Raw genomic sequence first — 20,580 nt, 5'->3', positions numbered from 1 at the left:
AACAAGATCCTAAATTAATTTAAATGGAATCACCACCAAATTAAGTATTGAAAACGTTTTCTGAAATGCAACTATATCATGATTTATTCAAAGAAAATACCATAATAATTGGATAATAATTCATGTCAAAATTAGTGATTATGACAATTATGGAATATCGTAGGGGGTGGTGTGGATTACTCTTTTACATGAAAAACTTCTGTGGATATCAGCATTAATTCTACAATTTGTGTGTTCATATATTGCGGAGACGTTGGGAAATCTTCTTCAATCCAGCGAATCAAAAGACCAGCGACTCCATGAGCCCGATAGATGTATAACCATTTTGGATCAATTACGGACCCTTCCTCAAGCTCATAATCGTATTCTGCTACAAAAAGATCCTCAATGACTCTCGCCATTTGGTAGCGAAAATCCACCTGGATATGATCACTCAATAACAATTTGTATAGTGCAGCTTGTTCTTTCAAGTATGTAAACAGCGTGATATCTTCGGCATGCATTTCTTTTAAATTGACTTTGGTGATGTATCTGTATGGATTCTTGATCTGTTGAACAAATTCGACTAGAACCTCCTGAATAATCTCACGTAACAAATCCTCTTTGGTTGCGAAATTGGCATAAAATGTGCCCCGATTATAATTGGCCTCCCGGACAATTTCAGATATGGAGATCTGTTGAAAAGGCTTTTGTGAAAGCAAGCGTAGAAAAGTTTCTTTGATATCCGACTTGGAACGCAAAATGCGTTTGTCAATTCGATCTGTCATGAATAGTTCACCTCGTTTACAGTATCGTTCATGTCACTTAATTCTGCAACTTGGTGTACAAAATACGATCAAGTGTACAGTAACGTACAATTCCAGGCATATTACGGATTGAATAAGGTCAATGATATAGATATATTGAGGATTGTTTAAAATTAATATTAATGGAGGTATTCATATGACATTTCCCGTATTGGAAGGTAAAGTGGCCATTGTAACAGGGGCAGCGATGGGCATGGGTGAAGCAACTGCTCAACTTTTTGCCGCAGCCAAAGCAAAGGTAATCGTTGCAGATTTTAACGAAGAGAAAGGACAGGCTGTCGTTGAATCCATTCGTGCGGCTGGTGGTGAATCCGCTTTCGTGAAAGTCGATATTTCCAAATCGGAAGAAGTACAAGCGATGGTGAAGTTTGCAGTTGAGACTTATGGACAACTGGACGTGGCCGTTAATAATGCCGCACTCACGCCAGATGACAAACCAGCAGCTGAATTTGACGAAGCCTACTGGCATCGCCTGATTTCAGTTGACCTGACAGGTACTGCATTGTGTATGAAATATGAACTTCAGCAAATGCTGAAACAAGGCAAAGGCGGTTCCATTATCAACATTTCATCGGTTAGTGGATTCCGTCCTCAACCCAATAACATTGCTTATGTAGCTGCCAAGCATGGCGTGGTTGGTATGACCAAAGTAGCTGCAATGGAAAACGGACCACACAACATTCGGGTTAACTCGGTTGCTCCAGGAGCAATCGATACACCTATGCTGCGTGGTGCCTTGGATCAATTCGGTTTCACGGCAGAGGAGTATGCTCCGCAGTTGAGCTTGCTTAATCGTTTTGGACAACCTAATGAAATTGCACAAGCAAGTCTCTGGCTCGCATCTGACGCTGCTTCTTATATCACAGGCACTACGATTCACGCGGATGCAGGATACACATCTCGTTAATTATTAAAACGAAGAATTTGAAAGATCTAATCCGACTACCCAGTCACAATAAAATTGACAATTCAGCTATTCCTTGCTAAAGTTTTATCCAATCCGCATAATTGTGATCTGGGAATGTTACCGATATGGGCATAACCTGAGCTGGCTTGTATACACTGCAACGTGTATCCGGGCTGGTTCGGGTTTTTTGTATTTAAGTTGAACGAACAAACGATTTTACATTGGACCTGCGCTGCCAGAACAATCTTCCGATCGCTGTTATCCCCAGATTTTTTGATTCCCTTTTTAAAGGGAAAATCCGGGGATAAAGGCGAAGCGTATGCTTCCGAAGCAGCTTTCTTTCAGAAAGCTTTTAGCTCCGCTTTTCCAGATTTTTTCTGTCCTCTCCGTTTATGATGTAAATGTGTAGTTCAACTTAAAAATTTTGTCTTGTAATGTTTCATGCGATTTGAGCGGATAACAGAATTACATATTTGGAAGGAGAATACAGATGACTAATTTTAAGTTTCCCAAAGACTTTTTGTGGGGTGGTGCCATTGCTGCCAATCAGGCAGAGGGTGCTTATCTGGAAGATGGCAAAGGGCTGAGCATTGTTGACTTGCTGCCGACAGGAGAGAATCGTAGAAGCATCATGAAGGGTAATGTCCCTGCATTGACCCCGCTGGAAACCGAGTTTTATCCTTCGCATGAAGCAATTGATTTCTATCACCGTTATCCCGAAGATATCGCGCTGTTTGCCGAAATGGGATTCAAAGCGCTGCGTGTATCCATAGCCTGGGCGCGGATTTTCCCAACCGGAGAAGATGCACAGCCGAATGAAGCGGGTTTGCATTTTTATGATCAATTATTCGATGAACTGTTGAAGCACGGTATCGAGCCTGTGGTTACACTTGCTCACTTCGATGTACCGGTCAATCTGATTGAGAAATATGGCAGTTGGAGAAGTCGTGAGTTAGTGACTCTGTTCGAAACCTACGCGAAAACCGTATTCAACCGTTACAAGGACAAGGTTAAATATTGGATGACGTTCAACGAAATTAATATGCTGCTGCATCTGCCATTCCTTGGTGCGGGTTTGGTCTTCAAGGATGGTGATCATGTGAAAGAGATTCAGTATCAGGCAGCACACCATCAACTCGTGGCAAGTGCACTGGCGGTTAAAGCTTGTCATGAGATCATCCCAGGCGCAATGATCGGCTGTATGCTTGCGGCAGGAAGCTTTTATCCTTATACCTGTAATCCGGATGATGTGTTCCAGGGCATGGAGAAAGACAGAGAGTCTTACTTCTTCATTGATGTTCAGTCGCGTGGAGAGTACCCAGGTTATGCCAAACGTTTCTTCAAGGATCATGGATTGAATATTAACATGCAGCCAGGTGATGCGGAAATTCTGAAAAACCATACGGTTGATTATATCGGATTTAGCTATTATTCAAGTCGTACAACCTCCACCGACCCGGAAGTCGTCAAAAACATGACGAGCGGCAATGTGTTTGGTTCTGTAGCCAATCCATATTTGGCAAAATCGGAGTGGGGCTGGACAATTGATCCCAAAGGCATCCGTATTACAGCCAATCAACTGCACGACCGATATCAAAAACCGCTGTTTGTTGTAGAAAATGGATTTGGAGCCAATGACGTGGTTACCCCTGAAGGTGAAGTTGATGATGCGTACCGGATTGATTATCTGAAACGCCATGTTGCCGAGATGGGTGAAGCTTTACAGGATGGCGTAGAGATCATCGGTTATACTAGCTGGGGGCCCATCGATATTGTCAGCGCTTCTTCAGGAGAGATGAGAAAACGCTATGGTTATATCTATGTCGACCGTGACAATGAAGGTAAGGGTGACTTGAAGCGGATCAAGAAAAAGAGCTTCCATTGGTACAAAAATGTGATTGAATCAGATGGCAGCAATTTAGAATTGGAATAAGCAGGGGAGAAAGATGGACATTCTCCATGATCATATCGGAAGGACCACTCTTCATGGAACTTCCGATTGTTCCCTCGTTGAAAGCGTTGACATATGTGTCTCTTCGCGCTATACTTGACGCAATTATATCGTTTTGGGATTGTTACTACTTGAAGTAGGCAAAACCTAAGCACCAAAAAAACAGACGCACATGTCTTGTTTATTTTGTGATGCTTCAGGTTTTTTTTGTATGCCCAAAAGGCGATATATGACTGCCAAGAGAGTGGATCGTGACGGGGGGATTGAAGTGAAAATAGCAAAGGTTATCAACAATAACGTCATTAGCATCTATCAGGCGGATGGAGCAGAGCTTGTAGTGATGGGGCGTGGGATTGCCTTTAAGAAAAAGCCGGGGGATAAAGTAGACGAGACCCGTATCCAGAAAGTATTTGCGCTTAAAAACAAGCAGACATCCGACAATTTTAAAATGCTTCTGCGTGAAGTACCCATGGAACTAATCGAAATTGTGGAAGAAATTATTACCTACGCCAGAGAGAATCTGGGCCGTAACCTGAATGAAAATATTTATGTTTCTCTGACAGATCATATTAACTTTGCGATTGAACGATATCGTGAAGGGGTTGAAATCAAGAATGCACTGATGTGGGAAATCAAACAGCTGTACAAGGCTGAGTTCGGACTGGGTCTGAAAACGCTGGAGCAGATCAAGTCCAGACTTCATATCGAGCTTCCACCGGATGAAGCAGCGTATATTGCCCTGCATATTGTCAATGCGGAGATGAATGAAGAAGTTATTACAACAATGAACATCACGAAGTTTATTCAGCAGATTATTAATATAGCGAAATATCACTTCAAGATGGAATTCGATGAAGAGTCTCTCAGCTATTTTCGTTTCATTACGCATCTGAAGTTCTTCTCCCAGAGGGTATTAAGCGGCACGCATTATGACAATAATTATGACCACTTTTACGACATGATCAAAGAGAAGCACCCGGAAGCGGCGGCATGTACGGAGAAAATCGAAATGTTCGTCAACAAGGAATATAACCATCAGCTTACCAACGAAGAGAAATTGTATCTGACCGTCCACATTGAACGGGTCGTTAATCGATAATAATTAAAATGTTGACAAATTTGGTTAAATCATAATACTATGAGATTAACAGGAATTGAATACGATTTAACTGGGATTGTTACTGGTTATGCAGGCAAAACCTAAGTCATGAGAAGGCAGGACCAATGTGTCCAAACCTTACTCAAGGCTTAGGTTTTTTGCGTGCAAAAAAATCGGTAAGGTGCCTGTTTTAGTAAATATGGGGGTGCACATCATGAGTCAGGAAAAACTCGCAAAAGAGATCGTCGAGCTGGTCGGCGGCGAAAAGAATGTGGTATCACTTGTACATTGCGCAACACGTTTGCGGTTTGTATTGAAGGATGATGCCAAGGCAAACAAAGCCAAGCTGGAAAAGACAGAAGGGATCATTGCAGTCAAGGAAAACGGGGGTCAGTTCCAGGTGGTCGTTGGCAATAAGGTGCCTGAGGTTTACAACGCCATTGGTCAGATCAGCAATATTTTGGATGATTCTTCCGAAAAGGAAAAGCCGAAGAAGTCCGCGAAAGGCTTAGGCGGCATCATCGATGTGATTTCCAGTATTTTCGCACCGCTATTAGGGGTTATGGCGGGAGCAGGTATCTTGAAAGGGCTGCTGCTCATTGCAAGCAATGTCGGCTGGCTGGAAACAACGGAAAGTACGTATAAGATCCTATTTGCAGCAGCAGACAGCCTGTTTTATTTCTTACCTTTGCTGTTAGCGGTTACAACTGCTCGCAAATTCCAGGGTAACATGTTTGTAGCAATGACCATTGCAGGCGCATTAATCTATCCTTCCATCGTCACGCTCAAGGCGGAGGGAACGCCAACTGATTTCTTCGGTATTCCTGTGATTTTAATGAATTATTCATCTACCGTTATCCCTATTATTCTGGCAGTTATCGTCATGAGCAAATTGGAGAAATTCTTCAATAAAGTTCTTCACGAAAGTGTGAAAAATTTTGTCACTCCATTATTTTTGCTTGTCATTATGGTACCTCTTACTTTGCTTGTATTCGGTCCATTTGGAGTATATGTAGGTAATGCCATTGCATCAGGACTTGTGGCCGCCTTCGGATTCAGTCCGTTATTGGCAGGAGCCGTTATGGGTGCAAGCTGGCAGCTGCTCGTTATTTTCGGAATTCACTGGGGTCTTATTCCCGTTTTTATCAACAACGTTGCAGTGTATGGACGTGATGGCGTCAAACCGGCTGCGACGGCTTCCATCTTTGCACAGACCGGAGCTGCATTCGGCGTTATGCTGAAAACCAAAAATAAAAAGCTGAAAACGCTGGCGGGTTCATCGACATTGACAGCCTTGTTCGGGATTACCGAGCCGGCCATCTATGGTGTCACTCTGCCACTCAAACGTCCATTCATCGCAGGAGTGATCGGGGGTGCTGTTGGTGGGGCCATCATTGGTCAGGCGGGTACTCAGGCATTCGCTTCGGGCGCTCCAGGATTACTGACTTTGCCGATCTTCTATGGACCGGGTGGAGAGGGCTTCCCTGGACTGATTCTTGGGATCTGTGTATCCTTTGTTGTTTCGGCTGCATTGACGTACATTATGGGATTCAAAGATCCGGTTGAAGAGGAAGAACAAGAAAAAAGCACGGAATCTACCAATCCATCAATAAGAACAGCGGATTCCGTGGATCAAGAAGTTCTTAGTCCGATTGAGGGGACCATTGTTGAACTGACTGAGGTGCCAGATCCGGCATTTTCATCCGGTGCGATGGGCAAAGGCATTGCGATCCAGCCGGCAATTGGCCGAGTCGTTGCTCCTTTTGACGGTACCATTACCGTGGCTTTCAAAAAGAAACATGCGCTGGCTGTTGTATCGGATACAGGTGCGGAGATATTGGTCCATGTCGGGGTAGATACCGTCAAGCTCGATGGTCAACACTTTACATCACACATTCAGGAAGGTGATCGGGTTAAAGCAGGAGATTTGCTGCTGGAATTCGATATCGCTGCAATCAAGGCCGCTGGTTATCATACGGTAACCCCTATTATTGTAACGAATTCTGCAAACTATGAGGAAGTGGTTCCTTTGACTACAGGAGAAGTTCGGGTTCAAGAGCCTTTACTTACCCTGTATGGTGGAAAGGGACAGGAACAAGAGTAGAAATAACAAAAGCCGTGTCCGACGTGGAACAGAATGTTTTCTGTTTACGTGGACACGGCTTTATTCGTAATTTCAGCTCAAGCTTACGCTAACCAATTAGCGATTAGGAGTCAGCCTTTACAACCGTTGAGTTCATATTGCCTGTCAGTCGTTGCGGAGGGAAGACCATGCGCACAGGTGCGATGATGATCGCAGCGAACAAGGCTTTGATTAGATCACCGATGATGTAGGGATAGAACCCTTGTATCATGGCTTCGGGTAATGACATTTTGTAGGCATAGGCCAACCAGGGCACGCCCGAAACATAGATCAACATTGAACCAAATACCTCAAATACGATAAAGGCCAGGAAATAACCAACGAATCCGTTCAGTTTGATTCTGCTGAGTAATAACCCAATGAGCAATGCGGAGAAGGGCCACATCATGACATATCCCCCGGTAGGCCCAAGGAGTACTGCAAGTCCGCCTGCGCCATGCAGAAGCGGGAAGCCAATCGCAGTCAGGACTACGACCAAAGCGACACTTAGAAAACCATATAATGGGCCAAGCAGTCCTCCTGCCAGCATAACCGCAAGAGTTTGCAGTGTAATCGGCACAGGAGAGAAACCAATGGGAATACTTATGTAACCAAAAAGAACAAGTATGGCTGCCATCAGTGCGCTGAATACAATACCTCGCAAAGATAATTTCATGTTTGAACATTCCTTTCAATTTTGGTAATCTTATTGTTAACCGATCAAACGAATGTGGTTAACGATTTGGATCGTACCACAAAAGATTCAAAAGGGAAAGGACCAATTTGCGATGCAAGACGTTACACCTTTGATAAAACTAGAAAATGTCCGTGTTCATTATGCTTCCGAGTCAGGACGTGTTCGTAAGGCAGTGGATGGGGTTTCGCTGGAGTTAGCACCCGGTGAATGGATAAGTATTGTGGGAGCCAATGGTAGCGGCAAAAGTACGCTAGCTGGACTGCTGATTGGATTCACTCCGCTATCTGGCGGAGAAAGAAAGGCTGCTCCAGAACTGGTTGTGCGTGGAGTCCTCCAGCAGCCTGATGCCCAGGTACTTGGAGATACCATTGAGGAGGAATTTCATTTTGCCTTATCCTCACTGCTGGAATCTCCTGATGAACAATTACGTCGGAGAGAGCACGCATTACATACGGTAGGACTTGAACACCCGCCACAGGCGGCAATATCGATGCTGTCTGGAGGGCAGAAGCAGTTGCTTAATATCGCGGTAGCGCTGGCGGCCAAGCCGGATGTACTCATTCTGGACGAACCTACGGCCATGCTTGATCCGGGAGCCAGAGATCGAATGGAAGCGGTAGTTCAAACTATTGTCCAGCAGGGGACGGCGGTAATCTGGATTACGCATCATTTGGAGGAAGCGACTCTTTGCAATCGAATTATTGCCATGGAACAGGGACGCTGTGTTTATGATGGAGCGCCATCGACTTTCTTCTATGGAAAAGATAAGGAAGAGACGGCGGCTGACGCTGGAAAAGAAGCACAACAACCATCACCCTGCGAACAGCTTGGGCTTGCTCCACCTTTTACAGTGCAGACGGCTCTACTCCTGAAACTGAAAGGTTTGCTGCATCATGCAACTCCTCTGCGACCAGAGCAGTTGGTTAAGGAGGTAGCCCTTTGGCAATCGAATTAGAGCATGTAGGTATAGCTTCATCACAACCTGACAAAAAAGCGCTGCTTCAAGATATCACTGTCCGACTGAACCGTGGCGAAATCACTTTATTATTAGGCTGCACAGGATCAGGCAAAACCACACTGCTGCAAACGATCGCTGGCCTAAAACCTCCAGATGAGGGTAGCCTCAAGCTGGACGGAGAGCTTTTCTGGCAGAACGGGAAAGTGCCACAGTCCATTCTGTTGCAAATGGGATTGGTCTTCCAATTCCCAGAGCAGCAGCTGTTTGCCCGAAGTATTGGGCGTGAATTTGCTTATTCTCTGCGTCCGTATCGGCTACCGGATGAACAAAAGAAAAAGCAGATTTCCGAAGCACTTGAGCGCTGGGACTCTCCAGCGGGTCAGGGAGAGGAAGAACGATTCCATTCGGACAGATCCCCCTTTGCACTAAGCGGGGGAGAACGGAGAAGATTGGGGCTTGCCCTGGGAACTGCTACGCAGCCTTCATGGCTATTGCTCGATGAACCCAGCGCTGGATTGGAAGCCCAAAGTGTGCTCATGCTGCTAGATGCTTTGAACCAGCATCGAACTGCAGGTGAGGGAGCCATTGTGGCTACACACGACCTGGACACATTTTTACCGCATGCGGATCGGGTTCTGTTGTTGAAGGATGGGCGTCTGGTTGCTGATCTCAAACCACGGGAGCTTCACACAAGACCAGATCTGCTGGAGCTTGCCGGAATTGGTCTGCCACCCTCTATGCAACTGGCACAACAATTTGCGGCTGCGGGCATTCATTTTCCTACTACTGCGTTGACCCCGGAGGAAATGGCTGAAGGTATTGTTCAGTCCGTCAATGAGCCTTTAGAGCAGAAGGTTGATGTTATTGGTAATGAGGATCAATTCAGAGATGAAGCGAAGCTTGCCTTTTCAAGCTCCGACACTTCTAGAGGAGAAGGCACGCAGGAGGGCATATACACCCACGCAGAATCAGGATCCAACAGAGGATTATATGGGGCCATGGACCCGCGTTTGAAATGGGTTTTATACATTTTGCTCGTGACCGCGACGATGCTTCAACACCACTGGTTAGGTCTCTCTCTTACGTTGATGCCAGTCATCTTGGCACTTGTTGTGCTGCCACGTCAGGTTCTGATGGGATGCTTGAAATTAATGAAGCCGCTCGTACTGTTCTTTCTCGTATCAACCGCGTTGTCGGGCACAACTCTTTCTACAGAAGGTGGCGGCCTACAGTTCGGATTCTCCCTAATGCAGGCGGAGGGGACGTTACTGAATGTATACCGTTTGTTTATCGTTACGTTGGCAAGTCTTTGGTTTTCACTGACTACGCCATATGGGCGCATGGTTGAGGGGCTGAATTGGGTGCTGGGCGTCGGCAAAAAAATCAAACTGCCCGTGTCGTCGTTTGCACTCGCTGTGTCCCTAATCTTTCGTTTTATCCCGATGATCTGGAGTGAATGGCAGCGATTCTCGCTAATTGTCCGGGCACGCGGCAAAGCTGCATTACGACCGAATACGGTACGTGTGCGTGATCTTGGTCCAATGGTCATTCCCTTGCTCATGGCGCTGTTTCAGCGTGCAGAAGATATGACGATTGCAATGGAAATGCGGAAAGTTAGAGAGAATTCCCTGCTTGGAGCACGTTCCTCCTTATTGGTATGGTCCAAACGAGATACATGGATTTGCATGATTGGACTTATTGTTTTTGTATTTTATATCTGGATCAGAGACTGAAACGCATTGTTTGCCATGAATCATGCATAAATCCTTACATTTCCGTTCAAAATAAACATGCTTTGATCACCACGAAGCAGATATGGAGGGACGAACGATGAAGGATAAATTTCTGCAAGAAGAAAGACAAGAATATACCGATGTGTCCACGGTGGAGTCGCAGCGAAATGATATCACACTCGAAGAGTTCCCAGAAGGTCCTTACGGCTCATCTCTAATGTCTGAATCACTTGGCAAAAGCTCGCCGTGGCGAGTGGATCAAAGGACCGCACACCGTTTCGATTATGAAAATCATGAGCTGCACGAAGGGGAAGTTCGGGATTATCCCGGTCAGGACGTCTACGATGAAACGGTCCCCGATAATGTAACGAAGCCTCAATACCCGGAAGAAGAAGCATAATGACGTATTATATAAAATAGATGATAGCCTTCGGCAGGATCTTCCTGTCCGGGGGCTATATTTAGTTGTATCGTTTATGAAAACAAATCTCCTCAAATTCCACAATATGGGTTATTATAGGCGTAGCTCGTATTAAAATGATAAACAATTCATGGTCAAGCGGGGGATGTCAGAATGAGAGAGATTAACTATAGCGATTATTTTTGGCAGGATGATAAGGTCAGATTACGTGCTTTGCGTGAGGAAGATTGGGAGGATCATTATTATAACCGGTTTGATACACCTGCTCGTCGTTTACTGGAATGTGCAGTAGAGCTGCCACCTACGAATGCTGAGGCGAAGAAATTTACGGAAGCCTTTTCTGATTTCTCTCTAGACAGAGGACGAATCATGTTCACGATTGAAAATATGGATGGTGAGAATGTCGGGGGCGTGAACCTGAACAGCATCGATGAGCGGAATGGTACCTTTAGCATTGGAATTCAAATCGACAGGGACCATCGCGGAAAAGGATACGGGACGAGAGCCATTCGAATTTTGCTCAAATATGCCTTTTTCGAGCGCAGGCTTAATAAATTCAATGATTATGTTCTGGAAGGAAATGAGCCTTCTGCAGCCATGATGAGAAAGCTTGGATGTGTGCAGGAGGGCGTGCGTCGTCAGGTGATTTATACCGATGGGAAATATCAGGATCTGATCCTGTTTGGGTTAACCAAAGACGAGTTTATGGATAAGGAAGGACTTGAGTGAGTCTCATTTTAAATCAGAGCGGCCCGATGTTTATGATCTGCCAATGTTAGTTCGGTAACTGACAATGTGCAAGGGGTGAAATATGAGGAAGCTGTTATGGATAGGTTCGTGCTTTATTGTATGTGTATTGGTTAATGTTACTGCATTCTTCTGGAATGATATTTTTGGATATAAAACGTTAGAGAAGGCTGTTCAGTCTACTTGGAAATACCCCCTTCAAGTGGTTAATGTAGATCAGCAAAATGAACTGGTTTTGTCACTGGACCAAACACAATATGTTTTCGCTGCTTATGAACATAAGAATGGGAGATATCACTATGATACGGATAGTGAATCAGGTTGGACAGCGAGTTCAGATGTGGGGCCCGCCTTTTTGGTACAAGCGGAACCGAAGAAAAACAAAGGTAATTTTATATGGGGCGCTTTATATTCCGATATGCCTGTACACAAGTTTAAGATTGAATACACAAACGGTGAGACTCAGGAGGTTGAGTCAAGCAATAATACGTTTATCATGAGAATGACGGAAGCTTACCAGAGTGAAGACAAAATGATGTTAATGACAACGTTCACGAATGTGTATGCTCTTGATGAAGAGAACAACGTAAAACAAGCTTTTAATCTGAATTGATTTTTGGTTATCGAGCTTTAAAGTAAAACGCAGAAGGCTAGATAAGATGTACACCAGGAGGCATTATGAAACAAATTATGAAACAAACCAACCAAAGTGATGAATTAATCATTGATTGCAAAGATATATATTTGCGCGAGTATCGACTTGAGGATTTGGAGAAATTGCAGGAAATCACCTGGCAACCTGAGGTATACGAATTTTTGCCAGGATGGAATGCTGCGGTTGAAGAGAGAGTACTTTGGCTGACTCAATACGAAATCCCTGAGAATCAGAATTTTAAACAAGCTGTTTTGGAGGGAGGAGACATCGGAGACCTCTGTTTACGGTTGGCTATCGTGCTCAAAGAAAATGATGAGTTTATTGGATGGTGCTGCTCAGGGATCAAGGATGAACTGCCAGCGCCCAATCGGGAGATTATGTATGGCATTTCGGAACACTTCCGGAACCGTGGCTATACAACGCAGGCAGTAAAAGGAATAACACAGTATTTATTTGAAAATACAAACGTTGAAGTATTGAATGCCATTGCTTTATTAACGAATCAGGCATCCAACAAGGTAATACAGAAATGCAATTTTGAATATCTGAATATGATTGAAATCGAAAATGAACCTTACAACCATTACCAATTGTTGAAGCACCAACAATAACCCTACTGTAATTGGCTCAAGATGACTGCACAGGAGTGATACCATGGATTCCAAACCCCAGCTTGTTTTAGATCTGGCCGGTGTGCTGATCACCAATCTTTCCTCTTCATTCTGGCAGGAGCTTGCAAGCTATGCAGGTACTCCTTTTCCTGTATTAATCGAGCAATTGAGTGGTATACGCAAGGACTTGTGGACAGGAAGCATGACAGAGGAACAGTTCTGGATCTGGATGCAAACCCAATATCCCAATATGGATAAGATGTATGCTTATGAATTGCTTGAAAAAACAACAGAGTTGCTACCTGCCATGCATCGTCTTGAACGATGGAGCAAGCAGGCAGAACTTCATCTCTTAAGTAATCATTGTCAAGAATGGATTCAACCCATTTTGCCGTTGATCCAACCGTATTGCAAAAGCATTACCATTTCCAATCAGGTCGGATATTGCAAGCCCAATATAGAAATATATGAACTTGTACAATCTCATCTAGCCAGGGATGTACGTATTATATATGTGGATGATCAGGCTAAAAATTTGAAGCCTGCTGCTGAGCTGGGATGGGAAACATTACTTGCGGATGAGCAGCATCAATGGATTGCTGAAATTGACGAATGGCTCACAGACCAACGATAACTTCCGATACAGATTGACCTTGTACAAATAAACCAATTCGATACTAAACAAATACCCCTATCATTTCTCTGCAGAAATGATAGGGGTATTTGTCATATGATAAGAGCCGCAATAAAACGAAAAAGCTGCATCTTGCGAGCCTCAATCTGCGTAGCCTTCACTTGACCAAAGGCAGCAAAATCGTAAATTCCGTTCCTGCACCTAATTGGCTGCGCACTGTGATTTTCCCGCCATACGATTCCACAATCGAACGGGTAATGGCAAGGCCTAGGCCCGCGCCCCCTTGTTTTCTTGAACGGGAAGAGCTTGTGCGATAGAAGCGTTCAAAGATATGAGGGACATGTTCCGGTTCAATCCCAGAGCCGTTATCTTTGACGGTTAACTCAGCTTTATGCTGAGCGGCATATAAAGTAATGCTGATGGCTCCTCGATCTGAATCGGTGTGCTGAACTGCATTGTGGAACAGATTAAGTACAACCTGTTTCAATTTGTGAGCATCGGCCATTACATGTACTTCAGCGGTCAGGTCGAGATGAACCTGTCTTTCCTGAGCCATCATGATCAGCTGTGGCTGCATTTCAAGCAGCAGACTGTCAAGTTGAATGACTTCCTGCTCTTGCTGAGGGGCCTGATCCAGCTTCGTCAGCATAAGCAGGTCCTCTACAAGTTTGTTAATCCGCATCGATTCACCATACATGCTGTTCAAAGCACTATATAATTGTTCGCTGTTGGAAGCTGCGCCACGCTTGAGCACCTCAATGAATCCGTGAATGGAGGTAAGAGGGGTACGCAGTTCATGGGAAGCATCAGACAGAAAACGCTGCATCTGTTCTTTTGACTCCCGTTCTGCTTCAAACGAGTCTTCAAGCCTCTCAAGCATGCCGTTAAATGAAAGCGCCAGCTGATCCACTTCCTGTTGTCCCTGGACAGAAGGAAGACGTTCAGCCAAGCTGCCTGCATCGATTCGTTGCACAGTATCTACCATACTGGACAATGGAATTAACGTCCGGCGAAGTGCTTTGGCGTATAGAACGAGTCCAGCCACCATAGCCAGCAGGGATAACATCAAGAAGATCAGAAGCTGTTTCACAATCAGATCTTTTAGCGGTTTCGTAGCCGTACCCATCTGTACCATGGGTAAGCCGCGATTACGCGGTCCAGGTGAAGAGAAGACAATTAGCTGCTCATTGCCTTTATTATCCGTTACAATCCGGTACGGAACATGTTGTTTATCGTTGATCCGATCTGTAATGTTCTGATATTCAACTGACGTCAAGCGAGGAGCGGTCAGACCGTCTTCACCAAAAATATCCTCAAAGCCACTTTGATTATCAAATAAAGCCAGTGAACGATCAGGAATGTATAAGAAACGATTGCCTGATCCTCTTGGATCTGATCCGGATTGCCCGCCAAAAGGATTATTTGTCGCACCACTTCGTGAAGACGATCCGAGCCACACAGGAGGCATGGACATGAGCTGCTCTTCCATGGTTTTCGCCTGGTTGCGATACAAGAAGCTTTCCATAATCCAGAATTGAAGAATGCCAATTAACAATAGCAGAGCAGCCAGAATGAACAGGGAGCGTGCAAGTAATTGAGAGCGGAGCGAACGTGGCGATATCCATTGATGTAGCCAAGTCCAAAGATGTTTATCTTTCTTAAATAGAGAGACCATCAGAGATCCACCCTGTATCCGACACCTCGAAGTGTACGAATGAGCTTATGTTCTTTATCCCCCAGTTTGTCACGCAAGGAGCGGACGTACACCTCCACAATATTCTCTTCTCCGCCAAAATCGTATCCCCACACGCGGTTCAGAATGGTCGCTTTACTCAGGACAATACCATGATTGAGCACGATGAATTTTAATAGTTCATATTCGGTTGGAGATAACTCCAGAATCTGATCGTGATAGGTAATCTCTTTGCGTTGATCATCAATTCGGAATGGGCCATGAGTCACTGCCCCTATTAATAAAGGAAACTGGTTACGCAGCCTTGCCTGAATCCGTGCAAGCAGTTCATCGAACGCAAAAGGCTTAATCATATAATCGTCAGCACCAAGCCATAGGCCTTTTACCCGATTCTCGACTTCATCTTTGGCTGTCAGCATGATCACCCCGACCTGGGCCCCGCTCTTGCGCAGACGCTCAACAACCTCAAACCCATCCATCTCGGGCATCATGACATCCAGAATGGCCATATGTGGACGAAAGTCGAGTGCCAATTCAAGCGCAGCAGCTCCATCCGGGGCCGTACGAACATCAAAGCCTTCGTTGCTTAGTCCTAGCTCCAGAAATTGCAAAATATGTGGTTCATCATCGGCCAATAGTATTTTAATACCAGTACTTAGCTTCATAAGCAGGCGTTCCCTCCCGTTAAATCCATCAATTAGATATCCTCAAATCTAGAGGTCTATATGCTGTATTATCGCTCGCCAAACTGAAAATTAGCTGAAAAATTTGCAAGTTATCCTCAGGCAACATTCAGCGGGCACTCATCCCAGTTTTACTTTGGCCTGTCACAATAGTAGACATGAAGAACTTGAAGGAGTGATTGAGATTGAATAAAGCCAAACGAAGGATTGACCTTGTCCTTCTGCCGATTGTTTTACTGGCGGCATTTCTGAACGGGTATGGCATCTGGAACGACCAATATGCCAATTCCTATTATACGACCGCCGTCGGGAGCATGCTGAGGAATTTCCATAACTTTTTCTATGCATCGCTTGACTCGGCTGGTTCGGTAACCGTAGACAAACCACCGGTTGTCTTCTGGATTCAAACCGCTTTTGCTTACGTTTTTGGATTGCATGGATGGAGTGTTATTTTACCGCAAGCGTTAGCGGGGATCGGTTCGGTGCTGCTTATATATTTCATGGTCAAGCCTTCATTTGGTCTTGCCGCAGCGCGAATCTCGGCACTTGCGATGGCGACTGTTCCTGTTGTGGCAGCGGTCAGCCGTACCAACAATATTGACAGCATGCTGGTATTCACGTTGCTATTGGGCTCATGGTTTTTGTTCAAGGGAAGCAAGCAAGGCAGTACGTGGCGTATCCTGGTTGCCTTTGCACTCATTGGACTTGCTTTTAATATGAAAATGCTGCAAGCCTATATGATTCTTCCGGCTTTCTACTTGTTCTATCTGCTTGCATTCAATGCAAAGTGGAGAAGAAAAATCATCCTGCTGATCGGAAGTACGGCGGTGCTGGCAGTCGTTTCCTTATCCTGGGCAGTCACCGTGGATTCAATACCTACAGATGAACGGCCTTATATCGGCAGCAGTGAAACCAATTCAGTGCTGGAGTTGGCTTTTGGATATAACGGCTTATCCCGTCTCACAGGGCAACAGAACAGATCAGCGAATGCTGGCATGCCAAACGCCTCCGATGAAGGCAAGGCCCGTGGCACCGCAGCTTCCCAGACCTCAGCATCTGATCAGTCGGGCAGCGGCTCGGCTCCAACAGGCAATGCACCGGGAAATGGTGAAATGGGTGGCATGAATGGAATGACTTTTCCAGGCGGTCAGATGCCAAACGGTGGCGAGATGCCTAATGGAAGAAATTTCGGAGGTGGTAATGGCGGCGGAGGCATGGGTGGCATGTTTGGTACCGGGGAGAAAGGTCCTCTGCGGTTATTCCAGACCGAACTGTCCGGCCAGGCCAGTTGGCTTTTGCCGATTGTATTACTGGGCTGCATCGCGATTTTTGCAGGGTTAAGACGGAGAAATATAACCGATAAGCATAAGGAAGCCTTGTTCTGGCTGGCCTGGCTGCTTCCGGTAGCTGCTTTCTTTAGTGTGGCAGGCTTCTTCCATCAATATTATCTGATTATGCTCGCCCCTCCAGTAGCTGCATTAACCGGAGCAGGATTTGCAGCCATGTGGACGGCATATCGTGAACGCAATGGCTGGCAAGCCTGGCTGCTTCCGTTATCTGTGCTGCTTACGACCATCTTCGGCTGGTATATCATGCAGGTGTATAACGAAACTATCGGGGCAGGTTGGTCTATAAGTGAATTAATTGCAGGCATTCTGATCACGGTTATCCTGATTGTGATGCTTAATCGTTCACATCCATGGAAACAGGGTTTGATAATTGCAGGCTTCATGGTCATGCTGATCGGTCCGACCTATTGGGCATTCACACCTATCACGTATGGAGGCAACAGCATGATCCCTGCCGCCGGGCCTACAGGTTCCAATGGAATGTTCGGTGGAATGGGCATGGCAATGGGAGATAGACAAGGTGATCGCAATGGTGGCGGTATGGGTATGGCTCAGCCAAATACATCAAATGACACCGACACCGATCAGGCTTTCCCATCGTCCGATGAAGCTGACCCGAACAATGCGGGCATGGGAACACCTCCGAATTCAGGCGGAAACATGAATGGCGGCGGAGGCATGCCGACGACAGGTGGTCGAGGTGGCGCGGGAAACCGCAACGAAGAAGTGGACACCACAACACTGAATTATCTGAGAGAGCATAACACAGGTGAAACCTATCTCTTTGCAACGACGGACTATAACCAGGCAGCTCCATATATCATCGATGAAAATGAAGCAGTCATTACGCTTGGCGGGTTCTCGGGTTCAGATCCGGTGTATAGCACGGAAAAATTGGAACAACTCGTGAAGAGTGGACAAGTGAAATACTTCATGGTAGGTGGCATGGGCGGCCGAGGTGGCAGTTCTGATATTGGCGACTGGATCAAGGAGCATGGTACCGAAATTCCAACGACAGAGTGGAAGACGGGTACGGACAGCGGTTCAGGTTTCGGCGGTCAAACCACTCTATATGAAGTGAAATTATAAGCGTGATCGAATGGTATAAGGGAGGGAACGAACATGGCTCAAAAGTGCCGTTACAGCATTATCATTCCGATGTATAACGAAGAAGCGGTGATTGAGGAGACCTATCGGCGTCTCAAAAAAGTCATGGGCAGTACAGGAGAGAGTTACGAGCTTCTCTTTGTCAACGACGGTAGCGTGGACCAAAGTGCACAGATGATCCGTGACTACGCCCGTTGGGACGAAAGTGTGAAGCTGATAGATTTTGCGCGCAACTTCGGTCACCAGATCGCAATTACGGCAGGGATGGATTATGCAGCAGGCGATGCCGTCGTCATTATTGATGCGGATCTTCAGGACCCTCCCGAGCTGATATTGGACATGATCGCCAAGTGGAAAGAGGGCTATGAGGTTGTCTATGCCCGTCGAACCAGACGAAGCGGGGAGACACGCTTCAAGAAATGGTCGGCAAGCATGTTCTATCGCGTACTGCGTGCGTCGACGGATACGGAAATTCCAGTGGATACGGGGGATTTCCGACTGATTGATCGCAAGGTGTGTGATGAGATGAAACGTCTTCCGGAAAAAAATCGATTTGTTCGCGGACTGGTCAGTTGGGTGGGGTTCCGTCAGACGGCCATTGAGTATGAACGGGATGAGCGTTTGGCAGGGGAGACAAAATACCCGCTGAAACGTATGTTGAAGCTGAGTTTGGACGGCATTACCTCATTCTCACACAAACCGCTCAAGCTTGCAGGTTACGTAGGAGCTATTCTATCCATCGGCGGCTTCATCTATATGCTTAGTGTCATTGCTTCAGCGATATTTACAGATTCTACGATCAAAGGATGGCCTTCGATGGTCAGCATCATGCTGATTTTTAACGGCTTCATATTGATCATGCTGGGCATTCTTGGCGAGTATGTCGGCCGAATCTATGATGAAACGAAGGCGCGTCCGCTCTATATCGTAAGGGATGTGTATCAGGTGGAGAGTCAGTCAAGTCAGTCACGGTTAACGGGCAGAGTTGCTCATCATGACTAATCGGTTGGTCACTATATTTAAGTTCGGAATTGTCGGTGTCCTGAATACTGCAGTGGATGCATTGGTATTCACGTTGCTCGCTGCCGCAGGCGCACCTGCTCTAATTGCCCAGGTGATCTCGTATAGCTGTGGGGTCGTGAATAGTTACTGGTGGAACGGCAGATGGACCTTCCAGGATGCGGGAAGACAGGGCAAAAAAAATGAACTCATGCGTTTTGTAATCACCAATCTGGTGGTTCTTGCGTTATCTTCTCTGATTTTGTACATCTGCAATAGCATATTAGGTTGGAGCGTTGTAATGAGTAAAATACTGGCAACTCTCTCGGGCATGGTTATAAATTATATCGCCAGTCGGTATTGGGTGTTCCGGGCAGAGCCCGTTCAAGGATCTGACCCTTCATCTGATGCTAATGAAAGGAGTGCTTCATGATATGAGAATTAAAAAAGCAGTCATTCCGGCAGCGGGGCTAGGCACCCGATTTTTACCGGCAACCAAAGCACAACCCAAAGAAATGCTGCCAATAGTGGACAAACCGGCGATTCAATACATTGTGGAAGAAGCAGTACAATCGGGTATTGAAAATATCATCATCGTAACCGGACGCAATAAAAAATCGATCGAAGATCATTTTGACAAATCGGTTGAATTGGAGCATTCCCTGTACGCCAAGGGCAAGCAAGCACTACTGGAAGAGGTACAAGCGATCAGCGAAATGGCAAGTATTCATTTTATCCGGCAAAAAGAACCGCTTGGATTGGGCCATGCGATTGGATGTGCTCGTCAGTTTGTGGGAGATGATCCATTCGCCGTACTGCTTGGAGATGATATTATGGTGTCAGATCCACCAGCACTTGCACAGATGATTCATTTATATGAAAAAACAGGCAGCCAGATTGTTGGCGTGCGGCAGGTGCAACCTGCTGACGTGAGTAAATACGGGATTATCGATTCACAAGGGGCAGATGATCGGGTTCACCGAATTACCAATCTGGTAGAAAAACCTTCAATTGAAGAAGCGCCCTCCCGAACAGCTGTGATGGGACGTTACATTCTGAAACCTTCCATCTTTCCCATTCTGGATCGAATCGAGAGAGGTGCTGGAGGAGAATATCAGCTAACGGATGCGCTGAAAGAAGTAAGCCAGGTGGAAGAGCTGCTGGCTCTTGAACTGGAAGGACGCCGCTACGATATAGGTGATCAGTTCGGATATATTCAGGCGATCCTAGAGATTGGACTGATGCGTAAGGAACTACAGCCCATGCTGACACCATATCTTCAGAAGCTTGCAACGCAGTGGGCCTAGGGAGATATGTAGCAGAGGTTTAGATCTGCTTTTAGGAGGGGCTCCTCCGTGCTATGGCCCTGTCATAGACTCCAGCATTGTACAATGGTGCCTGTCACGCT

The 20,580-nt window shown here is 45.8% G+C and carries 19 protein-coding genes; 15 read left to right on the top strand and 4 right to left on the bottom strand.

The genetic code is table 11. The features are described from left to right. Positions 1–176 precede the first annotated feature (176 nt). Entirely contained in the window at positions 177–767 is a 591-nt protein-coding gene (locus CS562_RS06810; protein ID WP_076291097.1) for a TetR/AcrR family transcriptional regulator, read from the bottom strand. Between the two features lie 175 nt (positions 768–942). On the opposite strand from CS562_RS06810, the gene CS562_RS06805 reads away from it, so the two are divergent. The 4 genes from CS562_RS06805 (at position 943) to CS562_RS06790 (ending at position 6,867) form a co-directional block, all read left to right on the top strand. Continuing rightward, on the top strand, positions 943–1,713 hold the full coding sequence (locus tag CS562_RS06805) for an SDR family NAD(P)-dependent oxidoreductase (protein WP_076291098.1): 771 nt from the start codon (positions 943–945) through the stop codon (positions 1,711–1,713). Between the two features lie 490 nt (positions 1,714–2,203). Beyond that, positions 2,204–3,646, top strand: coding sequence for a 6-phospho-beta-glucosidase (locus CS562_RS06800; protein WP_099854524.1), 1,443 nt, complete (start codon positions 2,204–2,206; stop codon positions 3,644–3,646). 286 nt (positions 3,647–3,932) lie between these two features. Then, a complete protein-coding gene (licT, locus tag CS562_RS06795; protein ID WP_076291149.1) occupies positions 3,933–4,763 on the top strand; it encodes a BglG family transcription antiterminator LicT in 831 nt (276 codons plus the stop codon). A gap of 214 nt (positions 4,764–4,977) precedes the next feature. Beyond that, positions 4,978–6,867, top strand: a complete 1,890-nt coding sequence (locus CS562_RS06790; RefSeq protein WP_099854522.1) for a beta-glucoside-specific PTS transporter subunit IIABC — start codon at positions 4,978–4,980, stop codon at positions 6,865–6,867. 103 nt (positions 6,868–6,970) lie between these two features. Here the strand turns inward: CS562_RS06790 and CS562_RS06785 are convergent, their stop codons facing one another. Next, positions 6,971–7,561 carry a biotin transporter BioY gene (locus tag CS562_RS06785; protein WP_090949578.1) on the bottom strand — a complete coding sequence of 197 codons (591 nt, stop codon included), beginning with the start codon at positions 7,559–7,561 and terminating at the stop codon, positions 6,971–6,973. 130 nt (positions 7,562–7,691) lie between these two features. Between CS562_RS06785 and CS562_RS06780 the strand changes: the two genes are divergently transcribed. The 7 genes from CS562_RS06780 to CS562_RS06750 all read left to right on the top strand — a co-directional run bounded on the left by CS562_RS06780 (position 7,692) and on the right by CS562_RS06750 (position 13,341). Further along, positions 7,692–8,537, top strand: a complete 846-nt coding sequence (locus CS562_RS06780) for an energy-coupling factor ABC transporter ATP-binding protein (RefSeq protein WP_180287051.1) — start codon at positions 7,692–7,694, stop codon at positions 8,535–8,537. Then, a complete protein-coding gene (locus CS562_RS06775) occupies positions 8,522–10,273 on the top strand; it encodes an ATP-binding cassette domain-containing protein (RefSeq protein ID WP_099854518.1) in 1,752 nt (583 codons plus the stop codon). The genes CS562_RS06780 and CS562_RS06775 overlap by 16 nt, the downstream gene beginning before the upstream one ends. A 97-nt stretch (positions 10,274–10,370) precedes the next feature. Next, positions 10,371–10,673 carry a hypothetical protein gene (locus CS562_RS06770; protein WP_099854516.1) on the top strand — a complete coding sequence of 101 codons (303 nt, stop codon included), beginning with the start codon at positions 10,371–10,373 and terminating at the stop codon, positions 10,671–10,673. Between the two features lie 174 nt (positions 10,674–10,847). Next, the gene (locus CS562_RS06765) at positions 10,848–11,423 is read left to right on the top strand and encodes a GNAT family N-acetyltransferase (protein WP_099854514.1); all 576 of its coding nucleotides are present in this window, start codon (positions 10,848–10,850) and stop codon (positions 11,421–11,423) included. An 82-nt stretch (positions 11,424–11,505) separates the two neighbouring features. Further along, a complete protein-coding gene (locus tag CS562_RS06760; protein ID WP_099854512.1) occupies positions 11,506–12,054 on the top strand; it encodes a hypothetical protein in 549 nt (182 codons plus the stop codon). A gap of 65 nt (positions 12,055–12,119) precedes the next feature. Beyond that, positions 12,120–12,707 (top strand): GNAT family N-acetyltransferase, encoded by a 588-nt coding sequence (locus tag CS562_RS06755; protein ID WP_257219409.1) that lies wholly within the window; start codon positions 12,120–12,122, stop codon positions 12,705–12,707. Positions 12,708–12,750: 43 nt separating this feature from the next. Beyond that, the gene (locus CS562_RS06750; RefSeq protein ID WP_099854510.1) at positions 12,751–13,341 is read left to right on the top strand and encodes an HAD-IA family hydrolase; all 591 of its coding nucleotides are present in this window, start codon (positions 12,751–12,753) and stop codon (positions 13,339–13,341) included. Between the two features lie 157 nt (positions 13,342–13,498). Here the strand turns inward: CS562_RS06750 and CS562_RS06745 are convergent, their stop codons facing one another. Together CS562_RS06745 and CS562_RS06740 are read right to left on the bottom strand one after the other, a co-directional pair. Next, on the bottom strand, positions 13,499–15,016 hold the full coding sequence (locus CS562_RS06745) for a sensor histidine kinase (protein WP_099854508.1): 1,518 nt from the start codon (positions 15,014–15,016) through the stop codon (positions 13,499–13,501). Beyond that, on the bottom strand, positions 15,016–15,699 hold the full coding sequence (locus CS562_RS06740; protein ID WP_063563521.1) for a response regulator transcription factor: 684 nt from the start codon (positions 15,697–15,699) through the stop codon (positions 15,016–15,018). The genes CS562_RS06745 and CS562_RS06740 overlap by 1 nt, the downstream gene beginning before the upstream one ends. A 203-nt stretch (positions 15,700–15,902) precedes the next feature. Here CS562_RS06740 and CS562_RS06735 point away from each other — a divergent pair, with 203 nt between their 5' ends. From CS562_RS06735 to galU, 4 genes are read left to right on the top strand one after another with little or no spacing between them, the layout of a single operon-like run. Next, positions 15,903–18,155 carry a glycosyltransferase family 39 protein gene (locus CS562_RS06735; protein WP_099854506.1) on the top strand — a complete coding sequence of 751 codons (2,253 nt, stop codon included), beginning with the start codon at positions 15,903–15,905 and terminating at the stop codon, positions 18,153–18,155. A 33-nt stretch (positions 18,156–18,188) separates the two neighbouring features. Next, positions 18,189–19,175 carry a glycosyltransferase family 2 protein gene (locus CS562_RS06730; RefSeq protein ID WP_099854504.1) on the top strand — a complete coding sequence of 329 codons (987 nt, stop codon included), beginning with the start codon at positions 18,189–18,191 and terminating at the stop codon, positions 19,173–19,175. After that, positions 19,168–19,605, top strand: a complete 438-nt coding sequence (locus tag CS562_RS06725; RefSeq protein WP_099854502.1) for a GtrA family protein — start codon at positions 19,168–19,170, stop codon at positions 19,603–19,605. Before CS562_RS06730 ends, CS562_RS06725 begins: the two co-directional genes overlap by 8 nt. A 1-nt stretch (position 19,606) precedes the next feature. After that, positions 19,607–20,479 (top strand): UTP--glucose-1-phosphate uridylyltransferase GalU, encoded by an 873-nt coding sequence (galU, locus tag CS562_RS06720; RefSeq protein ID WP_076291112.1) that lies wholly within the window; start codon positions 19,607–19,609, stop codon positions 20,477–20,479. Positions 20,480–20,580 lie beyond the last annotated feature (101 nt).

Origin of the sequence: Paenibacillus sp. LK1, from assembly GCF_002750415.1 — a bacterium.
GTDB lineage: Bacteria > Bacillota > Bacilli > Paenibacillales > Paenibacillaceae > Paenibacillus > Paenibacillus taichungensis.
The sequence above is the reverse complement of the archived record's forward strand: the minus strand, read 5'-3'. Positions and strand labels throughout refer to the sequence as shown.